General features: G+C 65.5%; 20 protein-coding genes. 16 read left to right on the top strand and 4 right to left on the bottom strand.

Annotation, left to right across the window (positions count from 1 at the left end):
- Nucleotides 1-130 precede the first annotated feature (130 nt).
- The 3 genes from ACSSV4_RS09625 (at nucleotide 131) to ilvN (ending at nucleotide 4,269) form a co-directional block, all read left to right on the top strand.
- On the top strand, nucleotides 131-1,393 hold the full coding sequence (locus ACSSV4_RS09625; RefSeq protein ID WP_454274927.1) for a SulP family inorganic anion transporter: 1,263 nt from the start codon (nucleotides 131-133) through the stop codon (nucleotides 1,391-1,393).
- Nucleotides 1,394-1,875: 482 nt separating this feature from the next.
- Nucleotides 1,876-3,630: an acetolactate synthase 3 large subunit gene (locus tag ACSSV4_RS09620; protein ID WP_454274926.1), complete on the top strand. Its 1,755-nt coding sequence runs from the start codon at nucleotides 1,876-1,878 to the stop codon at nucleotides 3,628-3,630.
- Between the two features lie 78 nt (nucleotides 3,631-3,708).
- On the top strand, nucleotides 3,709-4,269 hold the full coding sequence (gene ilvN / locus ACSSV4_RS09615) for an acetolactate synthase small subunit (RefSeq protein WP_454274925.1): 561 nt from the start codon (nucleotides 3,709-3,711) through the stop codon (nucleotides 4,267-4,269).
- A gap of 2 nt (nucleotides 4,270-4,271) precedes the next feature.
- Here the strand turns inward: ilvN and ACSSV4_RS09610 are convergent, their stop codons facing one another.
- Nucleotides 4,272-4,544, bottom strand: coding sequence for a hypothetical protein (locus ACSSV4_RS09610; RefSeq protein WP_454274924.1), 273 nt, complete (start codon nucleotides 4,542-4,544; stop codon nucleotides 4,272-4,274).
- Nucleotides 4,545-4,736: 192 nt separating this feature from the next.
- Here ACSSV4_RS09610 and ACSSV4_RS09605 point away from each other — a divergent pair, with 192 nt between their 5' ends.
- Complete coding sequence (locus tag ACSSV4_RS09605; RefSeq protein WP_454274923.1) at nucleotides 4,737-5,897, top strand: aromatic ring-hydroxylating oxygenase subunit alpha; 1,161 nt, start codon at nucleotides 4,737-4,739, stop codon at nucleotides 5,895-5,897.
- Nucleotides 5,898-5,914: 17 nt separating this feature from the next.
- Nucleotides 5,915-6,106, top strand: coding sequence for a hypothetical protein (locus ACSSV4_RS09600; protein ID WP_454274922.1), 192 nt, complete (start codon nucleotides 5,915-5,917; stop codon nucleotides 6,104-6,106).
- A gap of 17 nt (nucleotides 6,107-6,123) precedes the next feature.
- Here ACSSV4_RS09600 and bla read toward each other — a convergent pair whose 3' ends face one another.
- The gene (bla, locus tag ACSSV4_RS09595; protein ID WP_454275112.1) at nucleotides 6,124-7,002 is read right to left on the bottom strand and encodes a class A beta-lactamase; all 879 of its coding nucleotides are present in this window, start codon (nucleotides 7,000-7,002) and stop codon (nucleotides 6,124-6,126) included.
- Between the two features lie 219 nt (nucleotides 7,003-7,221).
- Here bla and ACSSV4_RS09590 point away from each other — a divergent pair, with 219 nt between their 5' ends.
- The 8 genes from ACSSV4_RS09590 (at nucleotide 7,222) to ACSSV4_RS09555 (ending at nucleotide 16,580) form a co-directional block, all read left to right on the top strand.
- Nucleotides 7,222-8,004: a uracil-DNA glycosylase gene (locus ACSSV4_RS09590; RefSeq protein WP_454274921.1), complete on the top strand. Its 783-nt coding sequence runs from the start codon at nucleotides 7,222-7,224 to the stop codon at nucleotides 8,002-8,004.
- Complete coding sequence (locus ACSSV4_RS09585) at nucleotides 8,001-8,621, top strand: LysE family translocator (RefSeq protein ID WP_454274920.1); 621 nt, start codon at nucleotides 8,001-8,003, stop codon at nucleotides 8,619-8,621. Before ACSSV4_RS09590 ends, ACSSV4_RS09585 begins: the two co-directional genes overlap by 4 nt.
- A 6-nt stretch (nucleotides 8,622-8,627) precedes the next feature.
- Nucleotides 8,628-9,170 (top strand): molybdenum cofactor biosynthesis protein B, encoded by a 543-nt coding sequence (gene moaB / locus ACSSV4_RS09580; protein ID WP_454274919.1) that lies wholly within the window; start codon nucleotides 8,628-8,630, stop codon nucleotides 9,168-9,170.
- Between the two features lie 105 nt (nucleotides 9,171-9,275).
- Nucleotides 9,276-10,721: an efflux RND transporter periplasmic adaptor subunit gene (locus ACSSV4_RS09575; RefSeq protein WP_454274918.1), complete on the top strand. Its 1,446-nt coding sequence runs from the start codon at nucleotides 9,276-9,278 to the stop codon at nucleotides 10,719-10,721.
- A gap of 5 nt (nucleotides 10,722-10,726) precedes the next feature.
- Nucleotides 10,727-14,074 (top strand): efflux RND transporter permease subunit, encoded by a 3,348-nt coding sequence (locus tag ACSSV4_RS09570; RefSeq protein ID WP_454274917.1) that lies wholly within the window; start codon nucleotides 10,727-10,729, stop codon nucleotides 14,072-14,074.
- Nucleotides 14,075-14,116: 42 nt separating this feature from the next.
- A complete protein-coding gene (locus ACSSV4_RS09565) occupies nucleotides 14,117-15,055 on the top strand; it encodes a bifunctional riboflavin kinase/FAD synthetase (protein ID WP_454274916.1) in 939 nt (312 codons plus the stop codon).
- The gene (locus ACSSV4_RS09560) at nucleotides 15,052-15,522 is read left to right on the top strand and encodes a YcgN family cysteine cluster protein (protein ID WP_454274915.1); all 471 of its coding nucleotides are present in this window, start codon (nucleotides 15,052-15,054) and stop codon (nucleotides 15,520-15,522) included. Before ACSSV4_RS09565 ends, ACSSV4_RS09560 begins: the two co-directional genes overlap by 4 nt.
- Entirely contained in the window at nucleotides 15,522-16,580 is a 1,059-nt protein-coding gene (locus ACSSV4_RS09555; RefSeq protein WP_454274914.1) for a threonine aldolase family protein, read from the top strand. Before ACSSV4_RS09560 ends, ACSSV4_RS09555 begins: the two co-directional genes overlap by 1 nt.
- On the opposite strand, the gene ACSSV4_RS09550 is transcribed toward ACSSV4_RS09555, so the two are convergent.
- On the bottom strand, nucleotides 16,577-16,975 hold the full coding sequence (locus ACSSV4_RS09550) for a (R)-mandelonitrile lyase (RefSeq protein ID WP_454274913.1): 399 nt from the start codon (nucleotides 16,973-16,975) through the stop codon (nucleotides 16,577-16,579). The two genes, ACSSV4_RS09555 and ACSSV4_RS09550, sit on opposite strands and share 4 nt — an antisense overlap.
- 403 nt (nucleotides 16,976-17,378) lie before the next feature.
- On the opposite strand from ACSSV4_RS09550, the gene rpmB reads away from it, so the two are divergent.
- From rpmB to ACSSV4_RS09535, 3 genes are all read left to right on the top strand, one after another.
- Nucleotides 17,379-17,669, top strand: a complete 291-nt coding sequence (gene rpmB, locus ACSSV4_RS09545; protein ID WP_050662501.1) for a 50S ribosomal protein L28 — start codon at nucleotides 17,379-17,381, stop codon at nucleotides 17,667-17,669.
- 120 nt (nucleotides 17,670-17,789) lie between these two features.
- Nucleotides 17,790-18,137 (top strand): hypothetical protein, encoded by a 348-nt coding sequence (locus ACSSV4_RS09540; protein ID WP_454274912.1) that lies wholly within the window; start codon nucleotides 17,790-17,792, stop codon nucleotides 18,135-18,137.
- Nucleotides 18,138-18,178: 41 nt separating this feature from the next.
- On the top strand, nucleotides 18,179-18,643 hold the full coding sequence (locus ACSSV4_RS09535; RefSeq protein ID WP_454274911.1) for a copper chaperone PCu(A)C: 465 nt from the start codon (nucleotides 18,179-18,181) through the stop codon (nucleotides 18,641-18,643).
- 134 nt (nucleotides 18,644-18,777) lie between these two features.
- Here the strand turns inward: ACSSV4_RS09535 and ACSSV4_RS09530 are convergent.
- A partial coding sequence (locus ACSSV4_RS09530; RefSeq protein ID WP_454274910.1) for an IS1182-like element ISRssp12 family transposase occupies nucleotides 18,778-19,980 on the bottom strand: 1,203 nt, incomplete at its 5' end.

The following is a 19,980-nucleotide window of genomic DNA, read 5'->3' as shown; positions in this document are numbered from 1 at the left end:
CGCGACGGCCCGCAGATGAGCAAACCGTTCTTTCCGGATCGCGGTAAAATCTTCGTGCACCCGACTCGGTGCGACACCAACGACCGGATTGTCACTTGATCGCCCCGCCGCACGGGTGTTGATAAGAGCCATGAAACCCAAGATCCTCAGCACCCTGCCCGGCTATACCGTCGCGATGCTGCGCGCCGACGTCCTTGCCGGGATCACCGTGGCGATGGTGGCTCTGCCGCTCAGCATCGCCATCGCCATCGCCTCGGGCGCGGACCCCGCCACCGGACTGACCACGGCGATCATCGGCGGGTTCCTGATTTCGGCCCTCGGCGGGAGCCGGGTGCAGATCGGCGGACCGACAGGCGCCTTCATCGTCGTGGTGTACGGCGTCATCGCAGAATATGGCCATGACGGGCTGATCCTTGCCACGCTGATGGCGGGCGCGATCCTGCTCGTTGCGGGGGCATTGCGCGCGGGCAGCCTCGTCCGCCATATCCCCGAGCCGGTGATCCACGGCTTCACCATCGGCATCGCGATCATCATTGCCACCAGCCAGATCCGCGACCTGCTCGGCCTGACCACCGACGACCTGCCAGGCGAATTCCTCGAAAAGCTGGGCGTGCTCTGGCAGGCGCGCGACACGCTGAGCAGTGCCTCCCTGATGATCGGCCTTGGCACCATGATCCTGATCGTCGCCCTGCGCCGCGCAGCACCGCGTTATCCGGGGCTCATCCTCGCCGTAGGGGCGGCCTCGGCGGCGGTGGCGTTTTGGCACCTGCCGGTGGACACGCTCGGCGCGCGTTATGGCGCGCTGTCGGCGACCCTGCCCCTGCCCGCGCTGCCCGATCTCAGCCTCGCACGGATCATCGAACTACTGCCCTCGGCTCTCGTGATCGCGTTCCTTGCGGGGGTGGAATCGCTGCTGTCGGCCTCGGTGGCCGACCGGATGATCGGCGGCAGATACCGCTCCAATGCCGAGGTCATCGCGGGCGGCGCGGCGAATATCGGATCGGCGCTCTTTGGCGGGCTGCCCGCCACCGGGGCGATCGCGCGCACGGCGACCAATGTGCGCGCGGGCGGACTCACACCCGTGGCGGGCATGGTCCATGCAGTGACCATCCTGATCGTGATGCTGCTCGCTGCCCCGCTCGCGGGCTATCTGGCGATGCCCGCGCTGGCGGGCCTGCTGATCCTGACCGCGTGGAACATGGCCGAACCGCAGAAATGGCGTGGCTATATCGCCCTGCCTCGGGCCGACCTGGCGCTGTTGCTGCTCACCCTTATCCTTACCGTGCTGGCCGATCTGACCGTAGCCATCGGCACCGGCGCGGCGCTCGGCCTTGCGCTGCGGCTGCGACGACGCAACGCGCCGCCCGCCGACTGGGACACGCCCGACCGGTAAGCGGCCGACCGGTAAGCGGCCGACCCGCCGCCATAACCCGATCGAAATCGCCATCTTCGGTGCGCGAATTCTGCGGATTGCGCCATGCCTCGGCGGAGAGGTGGAGATCATGGAGATCCTGCGTGGCAGCCCCCGTCGGCTGGCAGCGACTGTGGCTGTTCGCGCCATGGTCGGCCCCTATGATACCCATGCATCATCATTGCGTCCAACCGATTCAGGGAAAATCACGCAACAAATGCAAAGAAGAGCCCCCGATTTGCGACATTTTATCCGCCATATCGCCTTGACGCCCCCCACTGCCAGACCTAATGTCTCGGCCACGCAGCAAGGGAGTCGCGCGGGTGGACACGCTAGTAGACATCGCAGGCACGTGGCGCATGGGCCGGTAACGGACACCCTGGTGGTTCCCCATGCGCCCCCGTCTCACGACCGGGGGCTTTTTTATGCGAACTGAAATGACGTCACATACGGAGCACAAGCACATGACACGTCAGATGACCGGAGCGAAAATGGTGGTTCAAGCCCTCAAGGATCAGGGCGTGGACGTCGTATTCGGATATCCCGGTGGCGCCGTGCTACCGATCTATGACGAGATCTTTCAGCAAAACGACATTCGTCACGTCCTCGTGCGCCACGAACAGGGCGCGGTGCATGCCGCCGAAGGTTACGCACGCGCCACCGGACGCCCCGGCGTCGTTCTGGTGACCTCCGGTCCGGGTGCCACGAATGCCGTCACCGGCCTCACCGATGCGCTGATGGACAGCATCCCGCTGGTCGTGCTGACCGGTCAGGTGCCCACATTCATGATTGGCAACGATGCCTTTCAGGAGGCCGACACGGTGGGCATCACCCGTCCCTGCACCAAGCATAACTGGCTGGTGAGCGACACCAAGCACCTGTCGGACACGATCCATCAGGCGTTTCATGTCGCGACCTCGGGCCGCCCCGGCCCGGTGCTGGTCGACATCCCCAAGGACGTGCAATTTGCGGCGGCCGATTATGTCTCGCCCCAAAAGGCGCGCACGCATCACTATCAGCCGCAGGTCAAGGGCGATATCGAGGGAATCACCGATCTGGTGGCCGCGATCGAAAAGGCCAAGCGCCCGATCTTTTATACCGGTGGCGGCGTGATCAACTCGGGGCCCGCCGCGAGCCAATTGCTGCGTGAACTGGTCGAGGCCACCGGCATCCCGATCACCTCGACGCTGATGGGCCTCGGGGCCTATCCGGCCTCCGGCAGGCACTGGCTTGGGATGCTGGGCATGCACGGGCTTTACGAGGCCAACATGGCGATGCATGGCTGTGATCTCATGATCAATATCGGCGCACGCTTCGACGACCGGATCACCGGGCGGCTCGATGCGTTCAGCCCCGACAGCATCAAGGCGCATATCGACATCGACCCCTCGTCGATCAACAAGGTGATCAAGACCGACATCCCAATCGTAGGCGACATCGCGAATGTTCTCGGCGATGTGCTCGAAGTCTGGAAGGCACGCGGCGGCAAGGTCAACCGCGAGTCCATCGCCAAGTGGTGGTCCCGGATCGAGGAATGGCAGAAGGTCGATTGCCTGAAGTTCAAGCAGGCGGGACCCACGATCAAGCCGCAATACGCGCTCGAACGGCTTGAGGCATTGACCAAGGGGCATGACCGCTACATCTGCACCGAGGTCGGTCAGCACCAGATGTGGGCGGCGCAATATCTCGGCTTCGAGGGCCCCAACCGCTGGATGACCTCGGGCGGCTTGGGCACCATGGGTTACGGCTTTCCGGCCTCCATCGGGGTGCAGATGGCCCATCCCGAGGCGCTGGTGATCAACGTAGCGGGCGAGGCCTCGTGGCTGATGAACATGCAGGAGATGGGCACCGCCGTGCAATACCGCCTGCCGGTCAAGCAGTTCATCCTCAACAACGAACGCCTCGGCATGGTCCGGCAATGGCAGGAACTCTTGCATGGCGAGCGGTATTCGTCGTCGTGGTCCGAGGCGCTGCCCGATTTCGTGAAACTGGCCGAGGCCTTCGGGGCCAAGGGCATCCTCTGCCGCGACCCCGCCGATCTCGATGACGCGATCATGGAGATGCTCGATTACGACGGGCCGGTGATCTTCGACTGCCTCGTCGAAAAGCACGAGAACTGCTTCCCGATGATCCCGTCGGGCGAGCCGCATAACAAGATGCTTCTGGGCGAAGCCTCCACCAAGGACGCCATCAAGGAAGGCGGCGCGGTGCTGGTGTAAGCCCATTTTCTTGAAAAGAAAAAGTCCCGGAATTTTTGAAAATTCCGGGACAAGGAAGCCTCAACAAGGAATACATCAATGTCCCCCCTGAAAATCAAAAAAGGCTCGTCCAAGCATTCCGCCTATAACCTGCGCCCGCAATTCTCGGACGTACAGGAAACCCATACCCTCGCCGTGATCGTCGACAACGAGCCCGGCGTTCTGGCCCGCGTGATCGGCCTCTTCTCTGGGCGCGGCTACAATATCGACAGCCTCACCGTGGCCGAAGTCGACCATACAGGCCACACCTCCCGCATCACCATCGTCACCACCGGCACCCCGCAGGTGATCGAGCAGATCAAGGCGCAGCTGGGCCGTATCGTGCCGGTGCACGAGGTGCATGACCTCACCGTCGAAGGGGCGAGCGTGGAGCGTGAACTGGCGCTGCTGAAGGTGCAGGGCGAGGGCGACAAGCGGGTCGAGGCGCTGCGTCTGGCGGATATCTTCCGTGCCAATGCGGTCGACAGCACACTGGGCAGCTTCGTCTTCGAGATCACCGGCGCGCCCGACAAGATCGATGCCTTCGCCGAATTGATGCGGCCCCTGGGACTGGTGGAAATGGCCCGCACCGGCGTCGCCGCCTTGTCGCGCGGTGCCTGATCTCAGACGCCGGGCTGCGCGGCCCCACGGCGTGCGGCCTCGCGCAGCAGCAATTGCGGGGCCTGGGCCGCGACACCCTGCCTGACCAGTTGCACAGCCCGGGCCTGACGCAGGATGCCCGTCCCCGGCCCGTCCACCTGAACGAGATCCCCGGCGGTCGCGGCGGGGATCGTCCTTTCGTGCGATCCGTCGTAATAGACCAACCCGCCCTGATCCTCGCACCAGATCAGAAGCCGCAGACCGGGCGCATCGCTCCACAAGACGATCCCGACCATGTCATCCCCCCATCCTGCCCATATCCGCGCGAGGGTTGCACGGCACGGCGATCACGCGGAAAGCAAATAAGCGTGAGCGCGCGCAGCGCGCCCCGATGTCGCCTTGAGGAAAGCCGAAGGTCGCAGACGGACGGCCCCGCCGCCCTGATCGCCCCTAATCTGCCGCAAGCATGATGTTCAGGAGACGATGCGATGCCCCCTTCCTTGACCGATCTCTCGCAGGTACGCGCCTCCGTGGCGCAGGCGCATGGCCTGCCCAATGCGCATTACATCGACCCCGCAGTCTATGAGGAAGAAAAGCACGCGCTGCTGTTCAGCCAATGGGCCGGGCTTGCCGTCGCCGCCGATGTGCCGGAACCGGGCGACGCCAAGCCGCTCGAATTTCTCGGCATGCCGCTGCTGCTGATCCGGGACAAGGACGGCGATGTTCGGGTCTTCCAGAACATCTGCCGCCATCGCGGCATGATCCTCGTTGAGGAACCGCGCAAGATCGAGGGGGCCATTCGCTGTCCTTACCATTCGTGGTGCTATTCGACCAAGGGCGCGCTCGTCTCGACACCGCATGTCGGCGGGCCGGGCCACAACACCCATGACAGCATCAAGCGCGATGAGCTTGGCCTCAACGAGGTCCGCAGCCATATCTGGCGCGATGTCGTCTGGATTAACGTCTCGGGCGACGCCGCGCCGTTCGAGGAGGCGATGGCCGATCTGATCGCCCGCTGGTCCGAATTCGACCTGCCGCTCTATCACGGCGGCCATGACAGCCGGTTCGAGCTTGAGGTGCAGACCAACTGGAAACTCGCCGTCGAGAATTACTGCGAGAGCTATCACCTGCCCTGGGTGCATCCCGGTCTCAACAGCTATTCCAAGCTGGAGGATCATTACCACATCGAGAAACCGGGCGAGTATTCCGGTCAGGGCACGATGGTCTACCGTCAACTCACCAACGAGGACGGCGAGAAATTCCCCGATTTCGAGGATGTCGGCGCCAGGTGGAACGAGCAGGCCGAATATATCGCGGCCTATCCCAACGTCCTCTTGGGCGTGCACCGCGACCATGCCTTTGCCATCGTTCTCGAGCCAAAGGGGCCCGAACGCACCGTCGAGCACATCCACCTCTACTATTCGGTGCCGCGCAGCGACGAAGGGCTGCGCATGCGCAACACCCAGCTTTGGAAGACCGTGTTCGAAGAGGATATCTTCGTGGTCCAGGGCATGCAGCGCGGCCGCCACGCCGAGGGGTTTGACGGCGGGCGCTTCTCGCCGGTGATGGACAGCCCAACGCATTGCTTTCACGACTGGGTTGCGGGCAAGATCGAGGCGCATCGCGCCCTCGCGAGGGCGGCGGAATGACGGATCTCGATGCGAGAATGATCAGCGCGCACCAGGCGGGCGACCGCCGCGCGCTGATCAAGCTTTATGCCCAGGCCGCCGATGCGGTGAACGATCTCGACGCGTCCTGCTTCTACCTGACCCATGCCTATGTCTTCGCGCTCGAGGCGGGCGCGCGCGAGGCGGGTGCGCTGCATGCCCGGCTCAAGGCGCATGACCGCGAGGCGTGATCTGGCCTGCCGACAGATTACTTAAGCGAAAGCGTTTCGAACATCGCCGCACCGATCTTGGCGATGGCGGCATTGCGCGCGGGCATGTCCGCATCGTTCTGTGTCATGTAGATCGCGGCCAGAACCGGGCGGTCGGGCGACGGCCAGACCACCGCGATAATAGAGCGCGAGCCATGCCCGCCGGCACCGGACTTGTCACCGATAATCCAATCCTCGGGCAGGCTGGCACGCAATAGATCGTCCGCGACCGCATCGGCGATCATCCAGCCGACGAGTTGCTGGCGCGAGGCCGACGACAAGCTGTCGCCGAAGAGCAGCGCCTTGAGCGTGGACAGCGCAGCGCGCGGCGTGCTGGTATCGCGCATGTCGCCCGGCCTGCCCTCGTTGAGCGCGGTCTCCCAGCGGTCGAGGCGGGTTGTCCGATCGCCGAGCGCGCGCAGCGCGGCGGTGAATCCCTGTGGACCGCCGATTGTTGCCAGCAGCAGGTTGCCCGCCGTATTGTCGCTGATCGTGATGGCGGCCTCGCACAGTTCGCCGACGGTCATCCCCTCATCGACATGGCGTTCGGTCACGGGCGAATAGGTCACCAGATCGTCGCGCCCAAAGGCGATGCGACGGTCCAGACGCTCCTCTCCGGCATCGACGCGGACCAGGATCACCCCGCAGAGCAGGGCCTTGAACGTGCTGGAAACCGGAAACCGCTCGTCAGCCTGGTAACCCCAGTCCTGACCGCTGGCGAGATCCTCCATGGCATAGCCGATACGTCCGCCGAGACGTGTCTCGACCTCCTGCGCGGTCCGTTGCAGCGCATCCTGGGCAAAGCTGCCGTTGGCAGAGGTCAGCAGCACCAGCGTCAACCCTCCTGCTCTGAGAATGGTGCGGATGCGGGTTGGCATGAACGTCATGGCGTCCTCGTTTGGTGGTGACAACAGGGGTACGGTGCCCTGCGGATACCGGGTATATCGTCTCACTCCAAATGAAAAAGCTGTAGTCCGGACCGGCGATTTGACACCCTGAGCCAAAAGCGCTGCTAAGACTCCGGGGAGGACCGGCCCGGTTGAAAGGCGCCCTCATCCCCCTTTCCCGCGCCGCCCGCGCGGGATAGCATCGCGCCCATGGAATCGCCCGTCACTCCTGAGACAGCACTCGCCAGCCTTGCCTGGCAGATCGAACTTGGCGCGACCGAGGCGATCGGCGATGCGCCCGTCAATCGGTACGCGGTCCCCGAGACACTGGCGAAATCCGCAGCACAGCCTGCCACCGAGTCCGCCGCACAGGTCGCCGCCGAGGCCGATCCGGTGGCAGAGGCGACAGCTGTCGCCGCGACGGCCCCGACGCTCGACGCGCTGCGCACGGCGCTTGCCGCCTATCCGCATTGCGACCTGCGGCGCGGTGCGCGCAACCTGGTGTTCTGTGACGGCAGCCCCGCCGCGCGGCTGATGATCATCGGCGAGGCGCCGGGCCGCGACGAGGATATGCAGGGCAAACCCTTCGTGGGCCGCGCCGGGCAGTTGCTCGACCGGATGTTCGGCGCCATTGGCCTGTCGCGCGGGGCCGAGACGCCCGAAACCGCGCTCTATATCACCAATATCCTGCCGTGGCGTCCTCCGCAGAACCGCGACCCCAATGCCGATGAGATCGCCATGATGCGCCCCTTCATGGCGCGGCATGTGGAACTGGCCAACCCCGATCTCATCGTCCTGATGGGCAATATCAGCTGCGAGGCGGGGCTGGGCAAGCGCGGTATCACCCGGTTGCGCGGGCAGTGGGCGCAAGCCTATGGCAAACCCGCCCTGCCGATGTTCCACCCGGCCTATCTCTTGCGCAACCCGGCGGCCAAGCGCGAGGCCTGGGCCGATCTTCTGGCGCTCAAGGCGCGGCTTGCGGGGCGGGCATGATCGTCGATCCGCTGACACTGCTGGCTTTTGTCCCCGCCGCCCTCGCGCTCAACCTCACGCCGGGGGCGGACATGATGTTCTGCCTCGGCCTCGGGCTGCGGGCAGGCCCGCGCGCGGCCATCGCCGCGAGTGCGGGCATCTCGGCAGGCGGTATCGTGCATGTCACGCTGGCGGGGCTGGGTCTTGCCGCCGTGATCGCCGCCCTGCCGCTGGCGCTCGACGTGATCCGCTGGCTCGGCGTGGGCTATCTTCTGTGGCTCGCCTGGGGGGCGCTGCGTCAGGGGCCGATGCGCCCCGACGCGCCCGTGCTGCGCCCCGCCCGCGCCTTTCGCGAAGGGATGCTGGTGAACCTGCTGAACCCCAAGGTGATCCTCTTCGTGCTGGCTTTTGTTCCACAATTCATCGACCCCGACCGCGCCATCCTGCCGCAATTCCTGGTCTACGGCCTTGTGCTGGCCGTGGGCGGGTTTGTCATCAACGGCGCGGTCGGCGTCTTTGCCGCGGGGCTGGGCCGCCGCCTTGCCACCTCGGCGCGCTTCAACCGCGGGCTGGGCTACGCCTCGGCCGCGATCTTCACGGCGCTTGCTGCCCGTCTTGCCCTCATGTCCCGGAGCTGACCAATCATGTCCCGCATTGACGACACCAAGGATTTCATCCCCGTCCGCATCGCCGTTCTCACCGTCTCGGATACCCGCGACATGGCCGATGACCGCTCCGGCGATACGCTGGTCAAGCGACTCGAGGCGGCGGGTCATATCCTTGCCGACCGGATGATCGTGCGCGACGAGCGCGATCAAATCGCCGATCAACTGCGCGAATGGGTAGCGAGCCCGGAGGTGGACGTCGTGATCTCCACCGGCGGCACCGGCCTTACGGGGCGCGACGTGACGGTCGAGGCGCATCGCGATGTCTACGAGAAAGAGATCGACGCGTTTGGCACGGTCTTCACTATGGTTTCGATGCAGAAGATCGGCACCTCGGCGATCCAGAGCCGAGCCACGGGCGGCGTTGCGGGCGGCACCTATCTCTTTGCCCTGCCCGGCAGCCCAGGTGCGTGCAAGGACGCCTGGGACGACATTCTTGGCCCGCAACTGGATTACCGCCACCGCCCCTGCAACTTTGTCGAGATCATGCCACGGCTCGACGAGCATCAGCGCCGGAAATGAATGCGGCCCGCGTATAACTCTCCCGTGACTTGGCATTTGGCCTGTCGCGGTTAAATGTAGTCCATCCGCCAGCCCGCCGGGCCGGTGATAAGAGAGTGGCACGCCATGCGGTTTCTGCGTCAGGGGCTTTTCGGCCTCTTCCTTCTGTCACTGACCCTGGGTTTGCTGGCCTATGCCGGACAGATCGTGGTCAGCGCCGTGCAGGAGCGCATGGCCCAGGAGCCGCGCGCGCCCGAACGCCGCGAGCGGGTCTTTGCCGTGCGCACGGTGACCGCCGAAGAGGCGCGAATCACACCCGTCCTTTCGGCCTTTGGCCAGATCGAGAGCCGCCGCACGCTGGAAATCCGCGCCCAGGTGACCGGCATTCTCACCGAACTGTCACCCGATTTCGTCGAGGGCGGTGCGGTTCAGACCGGGCAGTTCCTCGCCCGGATCGACCCCGCCGATGCAGAGACCGCCGTCAGCCGCGCGCGCACCGATCTCGACGACGCCCGCGCCGAAGAGCGCGAGGCCGCCCGCGCGCTCGACCTCGCACAGGACGAGTTGGCCGCGCGCCGCGATCAGGCCGAGATTCAGGACCGGGCGCTGGCCCGCCAGCGCGACCTCGAAGACCGTGGCGTCGGCACCCTGACTGCGGTGGAAACCGCCGAATATAACGTAGTACAGGCACGACAGGCGGTGCTTGCCAGCCGCCAGGCGCTGGCCTTGGCCGAGGCCCGCGTCGATCAGGCCAAGACCGCGACCGCCCGTGCCGAACTGGCCCTGTCCGAGGCCGAGCGGCGCCTGGCAGAAACCCGCATCACCGCCGGATTTTCGGGCACGCTTAGCGATGTGACGGTGATCGAGGGGCGGCTTGTGACGGCCAATGAGCAGATGGCCACCCTCGTTGACGGCACGGCGCTCGAGGTCGCGTTCCGCGTCTCGACCTCGCAATATGCCCGTCTTTTGAATGAAAACGGCACGCTGCTGCCCGCCCCCGTCACCGTCACGCTCGACACCGGCGGGCTCGACCTGACCGCCACCGGACAGATCACCCGGCAATCAGCGAGCCTGGCCGAAGGCGAAAGCGGCCGCATGCTCTTTGCCACACTCAGCGTTGCCCCCGCCATGAAACCGGGCGATTTCGTTTCCGTCAGCGTCGAGGAACCCGCGATTGAGGCGGTGATCCGCCTGCCCGCCACAGCCCTCGGGCCGGAGGGCACGGTGCTGGCGCTTGATGCCGAGGAGCGGCTCGAAGCCCTGCCCGTCACCCTGCTGCGCCGTCAAGGCAATGACATCCTCGTGCGCGGCACAGGACTTGCCGGGCGCGAGGTGGTCAGCGAACGCAGCCCGGTCCTCGGCCCCGACATCAAGGTGCGCCGCCTGAGCCCGGAGGCCAATGCCGGGGCGACCCTCACGCTCGACCCCGACCGCCGCGCCCGCCTGCGCGCCTATGTCGAGGGCGACCGCGCCATGCCCGCACCGATGCGCGCCCGCCTGCTGGCTGAACTGGAACGCCCGGAGGTGCCCGCGCAAACCGTCGAACGGCTCGAACGCCGGATGGGGGGCTGAGGCGAATGATCGGCCTCATCTCATGGTTCACCCGCCACCGCACGGCGGCCAACCTGCTTCTGGTGCTGCTGATCGCACTTGGCCTGATGGCGATGCCGCGCATGCGCGCGCAGTTCTTCCCCGATATCATCATCGACAACGTTTCCGTCTCGGTCACATGGGAAGGGGCGAGCGCCGAGGACGTGGACAGCGCCATCGTGCAACTGCTCGAACCTGCCCTGCTGGCGGTCGAGGGCGTTGAAAGCTCGCGCGCGTCGAGCCGTGAGAACAGCGCTTCCGTCGTGCTGGAATTCGAGCCCGACTGGGACATGGGCCGCGCCGCCGACGAGGTGCAGGCGGCACTCGATCAGATCACCACCCTGCCCGAGGAGGCCGACGAGCCAGTGGTGCGGCGCGGCGCGTGGCGCGACAGCGTGACCGATGTGGTGATCACCGGCCCGGTGGGCACCGAGCAACTGGCGCGCATCGCCGACGAATTCGTGGCCCGGCTCTTCGACGCGGGCGTGACCCGCACCACGATCGAAGGGGTCGCCGCCCCCGAAACGGTGGTCGAGGTGCCCGGCTCCAACCTCATCGCGCATCGCATCACGATGGAAGAGATCGCGACCGCCATCGCCGCCGAGATCACCAGCGACCCGGCAGGCGACATGGAAGGGGCCAACACCCGCGTGCGCACCGGCACCGCCAAACGCAGGCCCGCAGAGATCGCCGAGATACCGCTACGGATGGAGCGCGATGGCACCGCCCTCACCATCGGCGATGTGGCGCATATCCGGGTGGCGGGGGCGGCGCGCGACGTGGCCTATTTCGTCGGCGACACCCCGGCGATCTCGGTCAATGTCACCCGATCGGCCAAGGGCGACGCGCTCGATATCGAGGCGCAGGTGCGCGACGTGGCGGGCACCATGCTGCAAACCCTGCCCGAGGGGGTCTCCATCGACCTCATCCGCACCCGGTCCGAGGCCATATCGGGCCGTCTCGACATGCTCTTGGACAATGCGCTGACCGGGCTTGCCCTTGTGGTCGGGCTGCTCTTTCTCTTTCTCAACGCGCGCACCGCGTTCTGGGTGGCGGCTGGCATTCCGGTGGCGATGCTGGCGGCGGTGGCGATCATGTATGCCGCCGGGCTGACGCTCAACATGATCTCGCTTTTCGCGATCATCATCACCCTCGGCATCGTGGTGGATGACGCCATCGTTGTGGGCGAACATGCCGACGCGCGCCACCGCCGATATGGCGAGCCGCCGATGGTCGCCGCCGAACGCGCCGCCGGACGCATGGCGCTGCCGGTCTTCTCGGCCACGCTGACCACGCTGATCGCCTTTTTCGGGCTTGCGGTGATCGGCGGGCGGTTCGGCGACCTGATCTACGACATTCCCTTCACCGTGATCGCCGTGCTGGCGGCGAGCCTGGTGGAATGCTTTCTCATCCTGCCCAATCACATGGCCCACGCGCTGGCCCATTCCGCCAGGGCGCATTGGTACGACCTGCCCAGCCGAGTGGTGAACCGGGGCTTTACCTGGGTACGAGAGCGCGCCTTTCGCCCCCTTCTCGGGCTGCTGATACGGGCGCGCTATGTGGTACTTGCAGGTGCGGTGCTTCTGCTGGCGACACAGATCGGCAGTTTTTTGCAAGGCGACGTGACATGGCGGTTCTTCAACGCGCCCGAGCAGGGCAGCGTCTCGGGCAATTTCGCCATGGCGCCGGGCGCCAGCCGTGCCGACACGCTGGCGCAGATGCGCGAGATGCAGCGCGCGACCGAGGCGCTTGGCGCGGAGTATGAGGACCGCTACGGAGCCAATCCGCTCAACCATGTGATCGCCCAGGTGGGCGGCGCCTCGGGGCGCGGTCTGTCGGGCTCTGACACCAAGGATGCCGACCTGCTGGGCGGCATCTCGATCGAGTTGATCGACCCCGACCTGCGCCCCTATTCCAGCTTTGCCTTCGTCGCTGACCTGCAGGAAAAGGTCACGCAACTGCCGCTCACTGAGACGCTCAGCTTTCGCGGCAGCCGTTCGGGGCCGGGCGGCGATGCGCTCGACGTGGAGCTGCACGGAGCGACGGCAGAAGAGCTCAAGCAGGCCGCCGAGGCGCTCAAATCAGCCCTCGCGCGCTACCCGGAGGTCTCGGCGCTCGAAGACAACCTTGCCTATGACAAATCCGAACTGATCCTCGATCTGACGCCGCAGGGCGCGGCCATGGGCTTTACCATCGACGATCTGGGCCGCGTCCTGCGCCACCGGGTAAACGGGATCGAGGCCGCCACCTATCCCGACGGACCGCGCTCCGCCGAGGTGCGGGTCGAACTGCCCCGAGGTGAGCTCACCGCCGATTTCCTCGACACCATGCAACTGCGCGCGCCTTCGGGGCAATACGTGCCGCTCGGGGACGTGGTCAGCGTGACCGAGCGCACCGGCTTTGCCACCGTGCGGCGCGAGAACGGTCTGCGCCTGATAAACGTGACCGGCGACATCTCCGAAGACGACCCGGCCCGCGCCGCCGAGATCAGCCGCGCATTGGAGGCTGAAATCCTGCCCGAGATTGCCGCCACACATCAGGTCGAATACCGCCTCGCGGGGCTCTCGGAGCAAGAGGACGAGTTCATGGCCGACGCGCGCATGGGTCTGATCATGACGCTTCTGGGCATCTACCTCGTTCTGTCTCTGGTCTTTGCCAGTTGGACCCGGCCCATCGTGGTGATGGCGATCATTCCCTTCGGCCTTGTCGGCACGATCTGGGGGCATGCGCAATGGGATGTACCGCTGTCGATGTTCACCGTGGTGGGCCTATTGGGCATGACCGGGATCATCATCAACGATTCCATCGTTCTGGTGACCTCGATTGACGAGCACGCCGAAACGCGCGGGCTGATCCCCGCGATCATCGAGGGCACCTGTGACCGCTTGCGCCCGGTGCTACTGACGACGCTCACCACCGTTCTGGGGCTGGCGCCGCTCCTGTTCGAGCGGTCCACGCAGGCGCAATTCCTCAAGCCCACGGTGATCACGCTGGTTTACGGCCTGGGCTTCGGCATGCTGCTGGTGCTGCTGGTGGTGCCTGCCCTGCTGGCCATCGGGCGGGATCTGAGCCATCCCGTCACCGCGCTGCGCCGGGGTCTGCGGGTGCGCCGCGCGGGGCTGCGCGCGACCCTCGGGACGGGAGCCGCGATGGTCCTCGGCTGGTTTGGCGCCACGATGGGCTGGACGCTTGTCACCGGCGCCCTGCCCGCGCCCTTTGCGACGCTCCTGCCGCTTGCCCCCCTGATGGCCGCGCTCGCGCTATTCGTGACCGGCGCAGCCCTGCTCCTGATGCTGATCTATCTGGCCTCGACCTTCCGACGCCGCGCTGCCTGATCGCCCTTGCACACGCCGCCGCGCGACGCTACCCCATGCCCCATGCGTATCATCCGGGACTACACATACGTCACCGAGGCCGATCGCGGGGCCTCTGTCGCCATCGGCAATTTCGATGGCGTCCACCTCGGCCACCTGTCGGTGATCGACCGGGCGCGCGCTGCGGGGCGCGAAACAGGTGCCCCCTTGGGCATCCTGACCTTCGAGCCGCATCCGCGCGAATATTTCGCCCCCGACGCCCCCCCCTTCCGCCTGATGGGCCGCGAGGCACGCGCGCACCGGCTGGAAAAACTCGGCGTCGAGCGGCTTTATGAGATCAACTTCAACGCCGCCCTCGCCTCGCTCACGCCCCATGCCTTTGCGCAAAGCGTGATCCGCGACGGGCTGGGCCTTGCCCATGTTGTCGTCGGCGCGGATTTCTGCTTTGGCAAGGGGCGCGCCGGGAATGCCGCCGATTTGCAGGCGTTCGGCGCGGAAATGGGCTTTGGCGTGACCATCGCGCAATTGCTCGAAGGCGAGGCCGGTCAGGTCTCTTCCACCGCCATCCGCCGCGCGCTCTCAGACGGCGACCCACGCGCCGCCGCCACCATGCTGGGCCATTGGCACCGCATCGACGGGCCGGTGGTGGGCGGCGAACAGCGGGGTCGCACGCTTGGCTATCCCACCGCGAACATGTCCATCGAAGGGCTGCACCCACCGAAATTCGGCGTCTATGCGGTGCTCGTCGATGTGCTGGACGGACCGCATAAGGGGCATTACCATGCCGCCGCCTCACTTGGGCTGCGGCCGATGTTCCACGGCGAGGTGCCCAATCTCGAAACCTTCATCTTCGACTTCTCCGGCGATCTCTACGACGCGCCGCTGTCGGTCGCGCTGGTCGATTACCTGCGCCCCGAGGAGACATTTGACAGTCTCGACGCCTTCATCGCGCAGATGGATGCCGATTGCGCCCGCGCGCGCAGCATACTGGCCGCGCTATGAGCGACCCCATCGACCGCAGCGGATTGCGCCCGCGCTTCTGGGAAACCACCCGCCTCGACCGGATGACGCAAAAGGAATGGGAGGCGCTCTGCGATGGCTGCGGCAAATGCTGCCTCAACAAGCTGGAGGATGACGAGACCGGCGAGGTGGCCCTGACCCGTGTTGCCTGCCGTCTCTTCGACGACACCACCTGCCGCTGCGGGCAATATTCCATCCGCCAGCAATTCGTGCCGGAATGCATCACGCTCAAACCCCACACGATCGAGCGCCACGCCTACTGGCTGCCCGAAACCTGCGCCTATAAACTACTCTACGAGGGCAAACCGCTTTACGACTGGCACCCGCTGATTTCCGGCGATCCGCAGAGCGTGCATGACGCGGGCGTGTCGATGCAGCACCGCACAATCCCTGAATTCGACGTGCCCGAGGATGACTGGGAAGAGCATATCATAGAGGAGCCCACCTGATGCAATTTGCCTCCGACAATTCCGGCCCGGCGCTCCCCGCCGTCATGCAGGCGATGAGCGAGGCCAATGCCGGGCACATGCCGTCCTATGGCGATGAGGCGCTTATGGAGCAGGTGCGCGACCGGTTGCGCACCCTGTTCGAGGCACCGCAAGCCAGCGTCTATCTGGTGGCGACCGGCACGGCGGCCAATGCGCTGGCCCTCGCCACCCTGTCGCAACCCTGGCAGACAGTGTTCTGCACGCCGCTTGCGCATATCCACACCGATGAATGCAACGCGCCCGAGTTTTTTACCGGCGGCGCAAAGCTCAGCCTTGTGGGCGAGGCCGACAAGATGACGCCGGATGAGTTGCAGGCCGCGATCAGCGCCTGGCCCGCGGGCGACGTGCATAACCCGCAACACGGGCCGCTGGCGCTCACGCAGGCGACCGAGCGCGGGCGTATCTATAGCTGCGCGGAAATCACAGCGCTAAGCCAAGTCGCGCGAGACCACGGCCTGCCCTGCTACCTCGACGGCGCGCGCTTTGCAAATGCGGTAGCGGCTTTGGGCTGCACCCCCGCCGAGATGACTTGGCAGGCGGGCATCGACGCGGTGTCGATGGGCGGCACCAAGAACGGCTGCCTCGGGGTCGAGGCGGTGATCTTCTTCAACCCCGAGAACGCATGGGAATTCGAGCTGCGCCGCAAACGCTCGGCACATCTGTTTTCCAAGCATCGCTATCTCTCGGCACAGATGCTGGGCTATCTGGCCGACGACGTGTGGCTGACCACGGCGCAGACAGCCAATGCACAGGCGACAAGACTGGTACAGGGATTGCGCGGCCTGCCCGAGGCCGAGATCACCTTTGAACCGCAAGTCAACATGATCTTCGCCCGCCTGCCGCGCGCAACCCATCAGCGGCTGAAAGCGGCGGGCGCTGCCTATGCGCTCTATGACGGCCCGCTCGATCAGGGCCCGGCGGATGAACCGCTGCTGGCACGCTTTGTCTGCGACTGGTCGATCACCGACGCGGAAATCGAAAGGTTTCTGGAGGTCGCGCGCGGCCGAGGCGGCGCTTAGCCGCCGACATAGTCCGTGTCACTCACCTGTTCGAGCCAATCCGCCGTGCGCCCGTCCTGCGCCTCCTGGATCGCCAGATGGCACATCATCCGGTCGGGCGCGGCACCGTGCCAATGCTCCTCGCCGGGGGGAATCCAGACCGTATCACCGGCGCGGATCACCTCTACCGTGCCGTCCCGCGTGCCGATGCGGCCAACCCCCGACAACACGTGCAGCGTCTGGCCGAGGGGATGCGTATGCCACGCCGTGCGCGCGCCGGGCTCGAAAGTGACCCGCAATGCCCGCACCCGCGCAGGCTCGGGCGCATCGGCCACCGGTTCCTGCCAGACCCGACCGGTGAAATAGGCGGCATCGGCTTGCTTGCTCGTGACGTCTTGCGTTCGGACGATCTGCATTGCGTTCTCCCTTTGAATTCCCCGCAATCCTAGCATCGTTCGAGGGAATTGAAATGACGGTCTGCGAGTGGCCTTGAGCGGTCGCTGACCGCTTCAGAGATAAGCCGTGCGGCCCGCCCGTCACGCCGGAGGCGTGTCCACGGTATCGGCGCACCTTTGGTGCGACCGGGCGGTCGGGCGCTGAACGACGGCTCAAGGCCAGCCGCCGCCCCCCGACCACTAGCGCCAAGCCCTACCACAGCCCTCTTGCAAGCCAACCCGCCTTTTTCGCTCTCGAATCCCTTGACGCCCCCCTGCAATGCGCCTAAAGACCCAAAACGGATTTCGGGGCGCTGCCGGTGGCGGTGCCCGTTTGTGTTAAGAAGGGCCAGACCGCGCCCTCAACAAGAACGAGGATGACCCCATGTCGCGCCGCTGCGAACTGACCGGAAAAGGCCCGATGGTTGGCAACAACTCCAGCCACGCCAACAACAAGACCAAGCGTCGGTATCTGCCGAACCTCAACGATGTGACGCTGCAGTCGGAAACCCTGAACCGTGGCATCAAGCTGCGGATCTCGGCGCACGCGCTGCGCAGCGTCGATCACCGGGGCGGGCTCGACGCCTTTCTCGCCAAGGCCAAGGATGACGAGTTGTCGCCGTCGGCTCTCAAGGTGAAGAAAGAAATCGCCAAGGCACAGGCCGCCAGCGCCTGATACCGAGATTGCGATGATCGCGCACGGCCCTGCCCCTTTGGCGGGGCTGTTTGCGTTTGATGCTGCCGTTACGTTTTGTCGCTTGTCCTGTGCGCGCCCGCCCGCCTATACCTGCGGGCAATGACGATCCTGCGCCGCATAACCGCCCTCGGGCTTTGCCTGTTTCTGGCGCTGACCAGCGTCGGCCTTGCCGTGGCGCGCGGCGCGGCGCAGCCGGTGGGACAGATGGTGCTCTGCACCGGCGAGGGCACGCGCACCGTGCTGGTGGACGCCAAGGGCCAGCCCGCGACACCGCCGCATGTCTGCCCGGATTGCCTGCTCGCCTTCTACGCGGATGCACCGCGCCCGCCGTCGCCCCTGCCACGCGATGTGGCTGCAACGGCCTGTCGGCTTGTAGCCAGTGCCCGTCACGAGACAAGCCTCGCGCGCCCCGCCCCGTTGGCGCGGGCACCACCGCTGTCGGTCTGACCCTGCAAATCCCTTACATTCAGACCAGAAGGAGCGACATCATGTCCCTCAAATCCACGTTTCTCGCCGCCCTTGCGGGCCTTGCCCTCGCCGCCCCTGTCATGGCGCAGGAAATTCACGTGCTCGACACCTATGCCCGCAGCGCCAGCCCGATGGCCAAGACCGGCGCCGCCTTCATGCTGATCGAGAATATCGGGGATGCGCCAGACCGCCTGATCGCCGTCAAATCCCCCGCCGCCAAGAGGGTGGAACTGCACACCCACCGCGAAGAGGGCGGCGTGATGAAGATGATGCATGTCGAGGAGGGCTTCGATCTCGGAGCGGGCGAGACGCTGTTTCTCCAGCGCGGCGGTCACCACGTGATGTTCATGGGGCTGACCGAGCCGTTCGAGCAGGGCAAGACCATTCCCCTCACCCTCGTCTTCGAAACCTCCGGCGAGATCACGCTCGACATTCCGGTCGATCTGGAGCGCATGCCGAAAGAGGGCCACGGTCACGGCAACTGATGTCCGGGAAGCGGTCGGGGCACCTTGGAGGGGTGTCCCCGACAGGGGGATGGCTTGTGGCCCATTCTGTGGAAAAACTAACGTTTGCGAGCGCAGAAATGGCTGTTCCAAATGCGGCGCGAGCGGCTTTCCTGTCAGGCTTTTCGCGTTTGCTGCGGTGCGGGAAAGATCTTGGCCAGTTTCCGGAGGTTCTGGGCGGTTGCGGCGAGGAGGAATTCGTCATTTGCGCCGCATGGACCACGTAATCGCAGTCGGCCTAGGCCAAGGATGCGTTTGAGGTGGGCAAATAGCATCTCGACCTTTTTTCGGAGCTTCATCGAGATGTCGTATTGGCGGGTCTTGGCGATGTCGCGGGCGACTTGGCGGGCGTCTTCATTCTCTTCGCGGGTGATCTTGCGCGCCTCGGCGTTGGGGCAGCATTTGGCTTTGGATGGGCGCGCCTGGCAGACGTCCTTCAATGCGCGGTAACGGGCTGTGCCCTTGCCGGTTGGTCCCCGGTTCGGGTCCGAGTAGTTGCGGCGGAACTGCTTCAGCTCATGGCCCTCGGGGCAGATATATTGGTCGTTCTCGGCGTCCCACTCGAACTCTGCCCGCGTCCAAGTGCCGTCGTTGCGTCCGGACTTGTCTATAACCGGGATGTGCGGCGCGATCTTGCGATCGACCAGCCAGCCCAGCATCGGCCCGGTGCCGTAAGCCGTATCCGCGATCAGGCGTTCGGGGTGCAGATCGAACCTGGCCTTCACCCGCTTCAGCATGGTCTTGGTCGATCCGACCTCGGCCTGCCGGATCGACCTTGTGGCTTCTACATCGACAATCACGCCATGATCCGTGTCGATCAGGTAGTTGTCAGAATAGCTGAAGAATGCCGGCCCCTTGCGTGCTGCGGTCCACTGGCTGGCCGGGTCGGAATGAGAGGTGAACTTGGGCTGGACCTCGCTGGCCGCCCCGAATGCTGCCTCGTCCAGCGTTTCGAGATACTCGCGCACGGCGCGTGGCGCATCGGCCGGGTCGATCCGTGCCGCGTCCCATTCCTCTTTGGGCGTCGAGTTCTGCTTGTTGGCATCCGCCTCGATCAGGCTGGCGTCGATGGCCATGCGTTGGCCACTGACCAGACCCTCCGCGATGCAGCGCGCGACAGTCGTCTCGAACAGGTGTCGCAGAAGTTCGCTGTCGCGGAAGCGCCCGTGCCGGTTCTTTGAAAACGTCGAATGATCCGGGACCCGGTCACTCAGGTCAAGCCGGCAGAACCAGCGATACGCGAGGTTCAGATGCACCTCTTCGCACAGCCGCCGTTCGGACCGGATGCCGAAGCAATACCCGACCAGCAGCATCCGGAT

Source organism: Roseovarius sp. MBR-154 (assembly GCF_053628595.1).
This window is presented reverse-complemented; position numbering and strand designations above follow the sequence as displayed.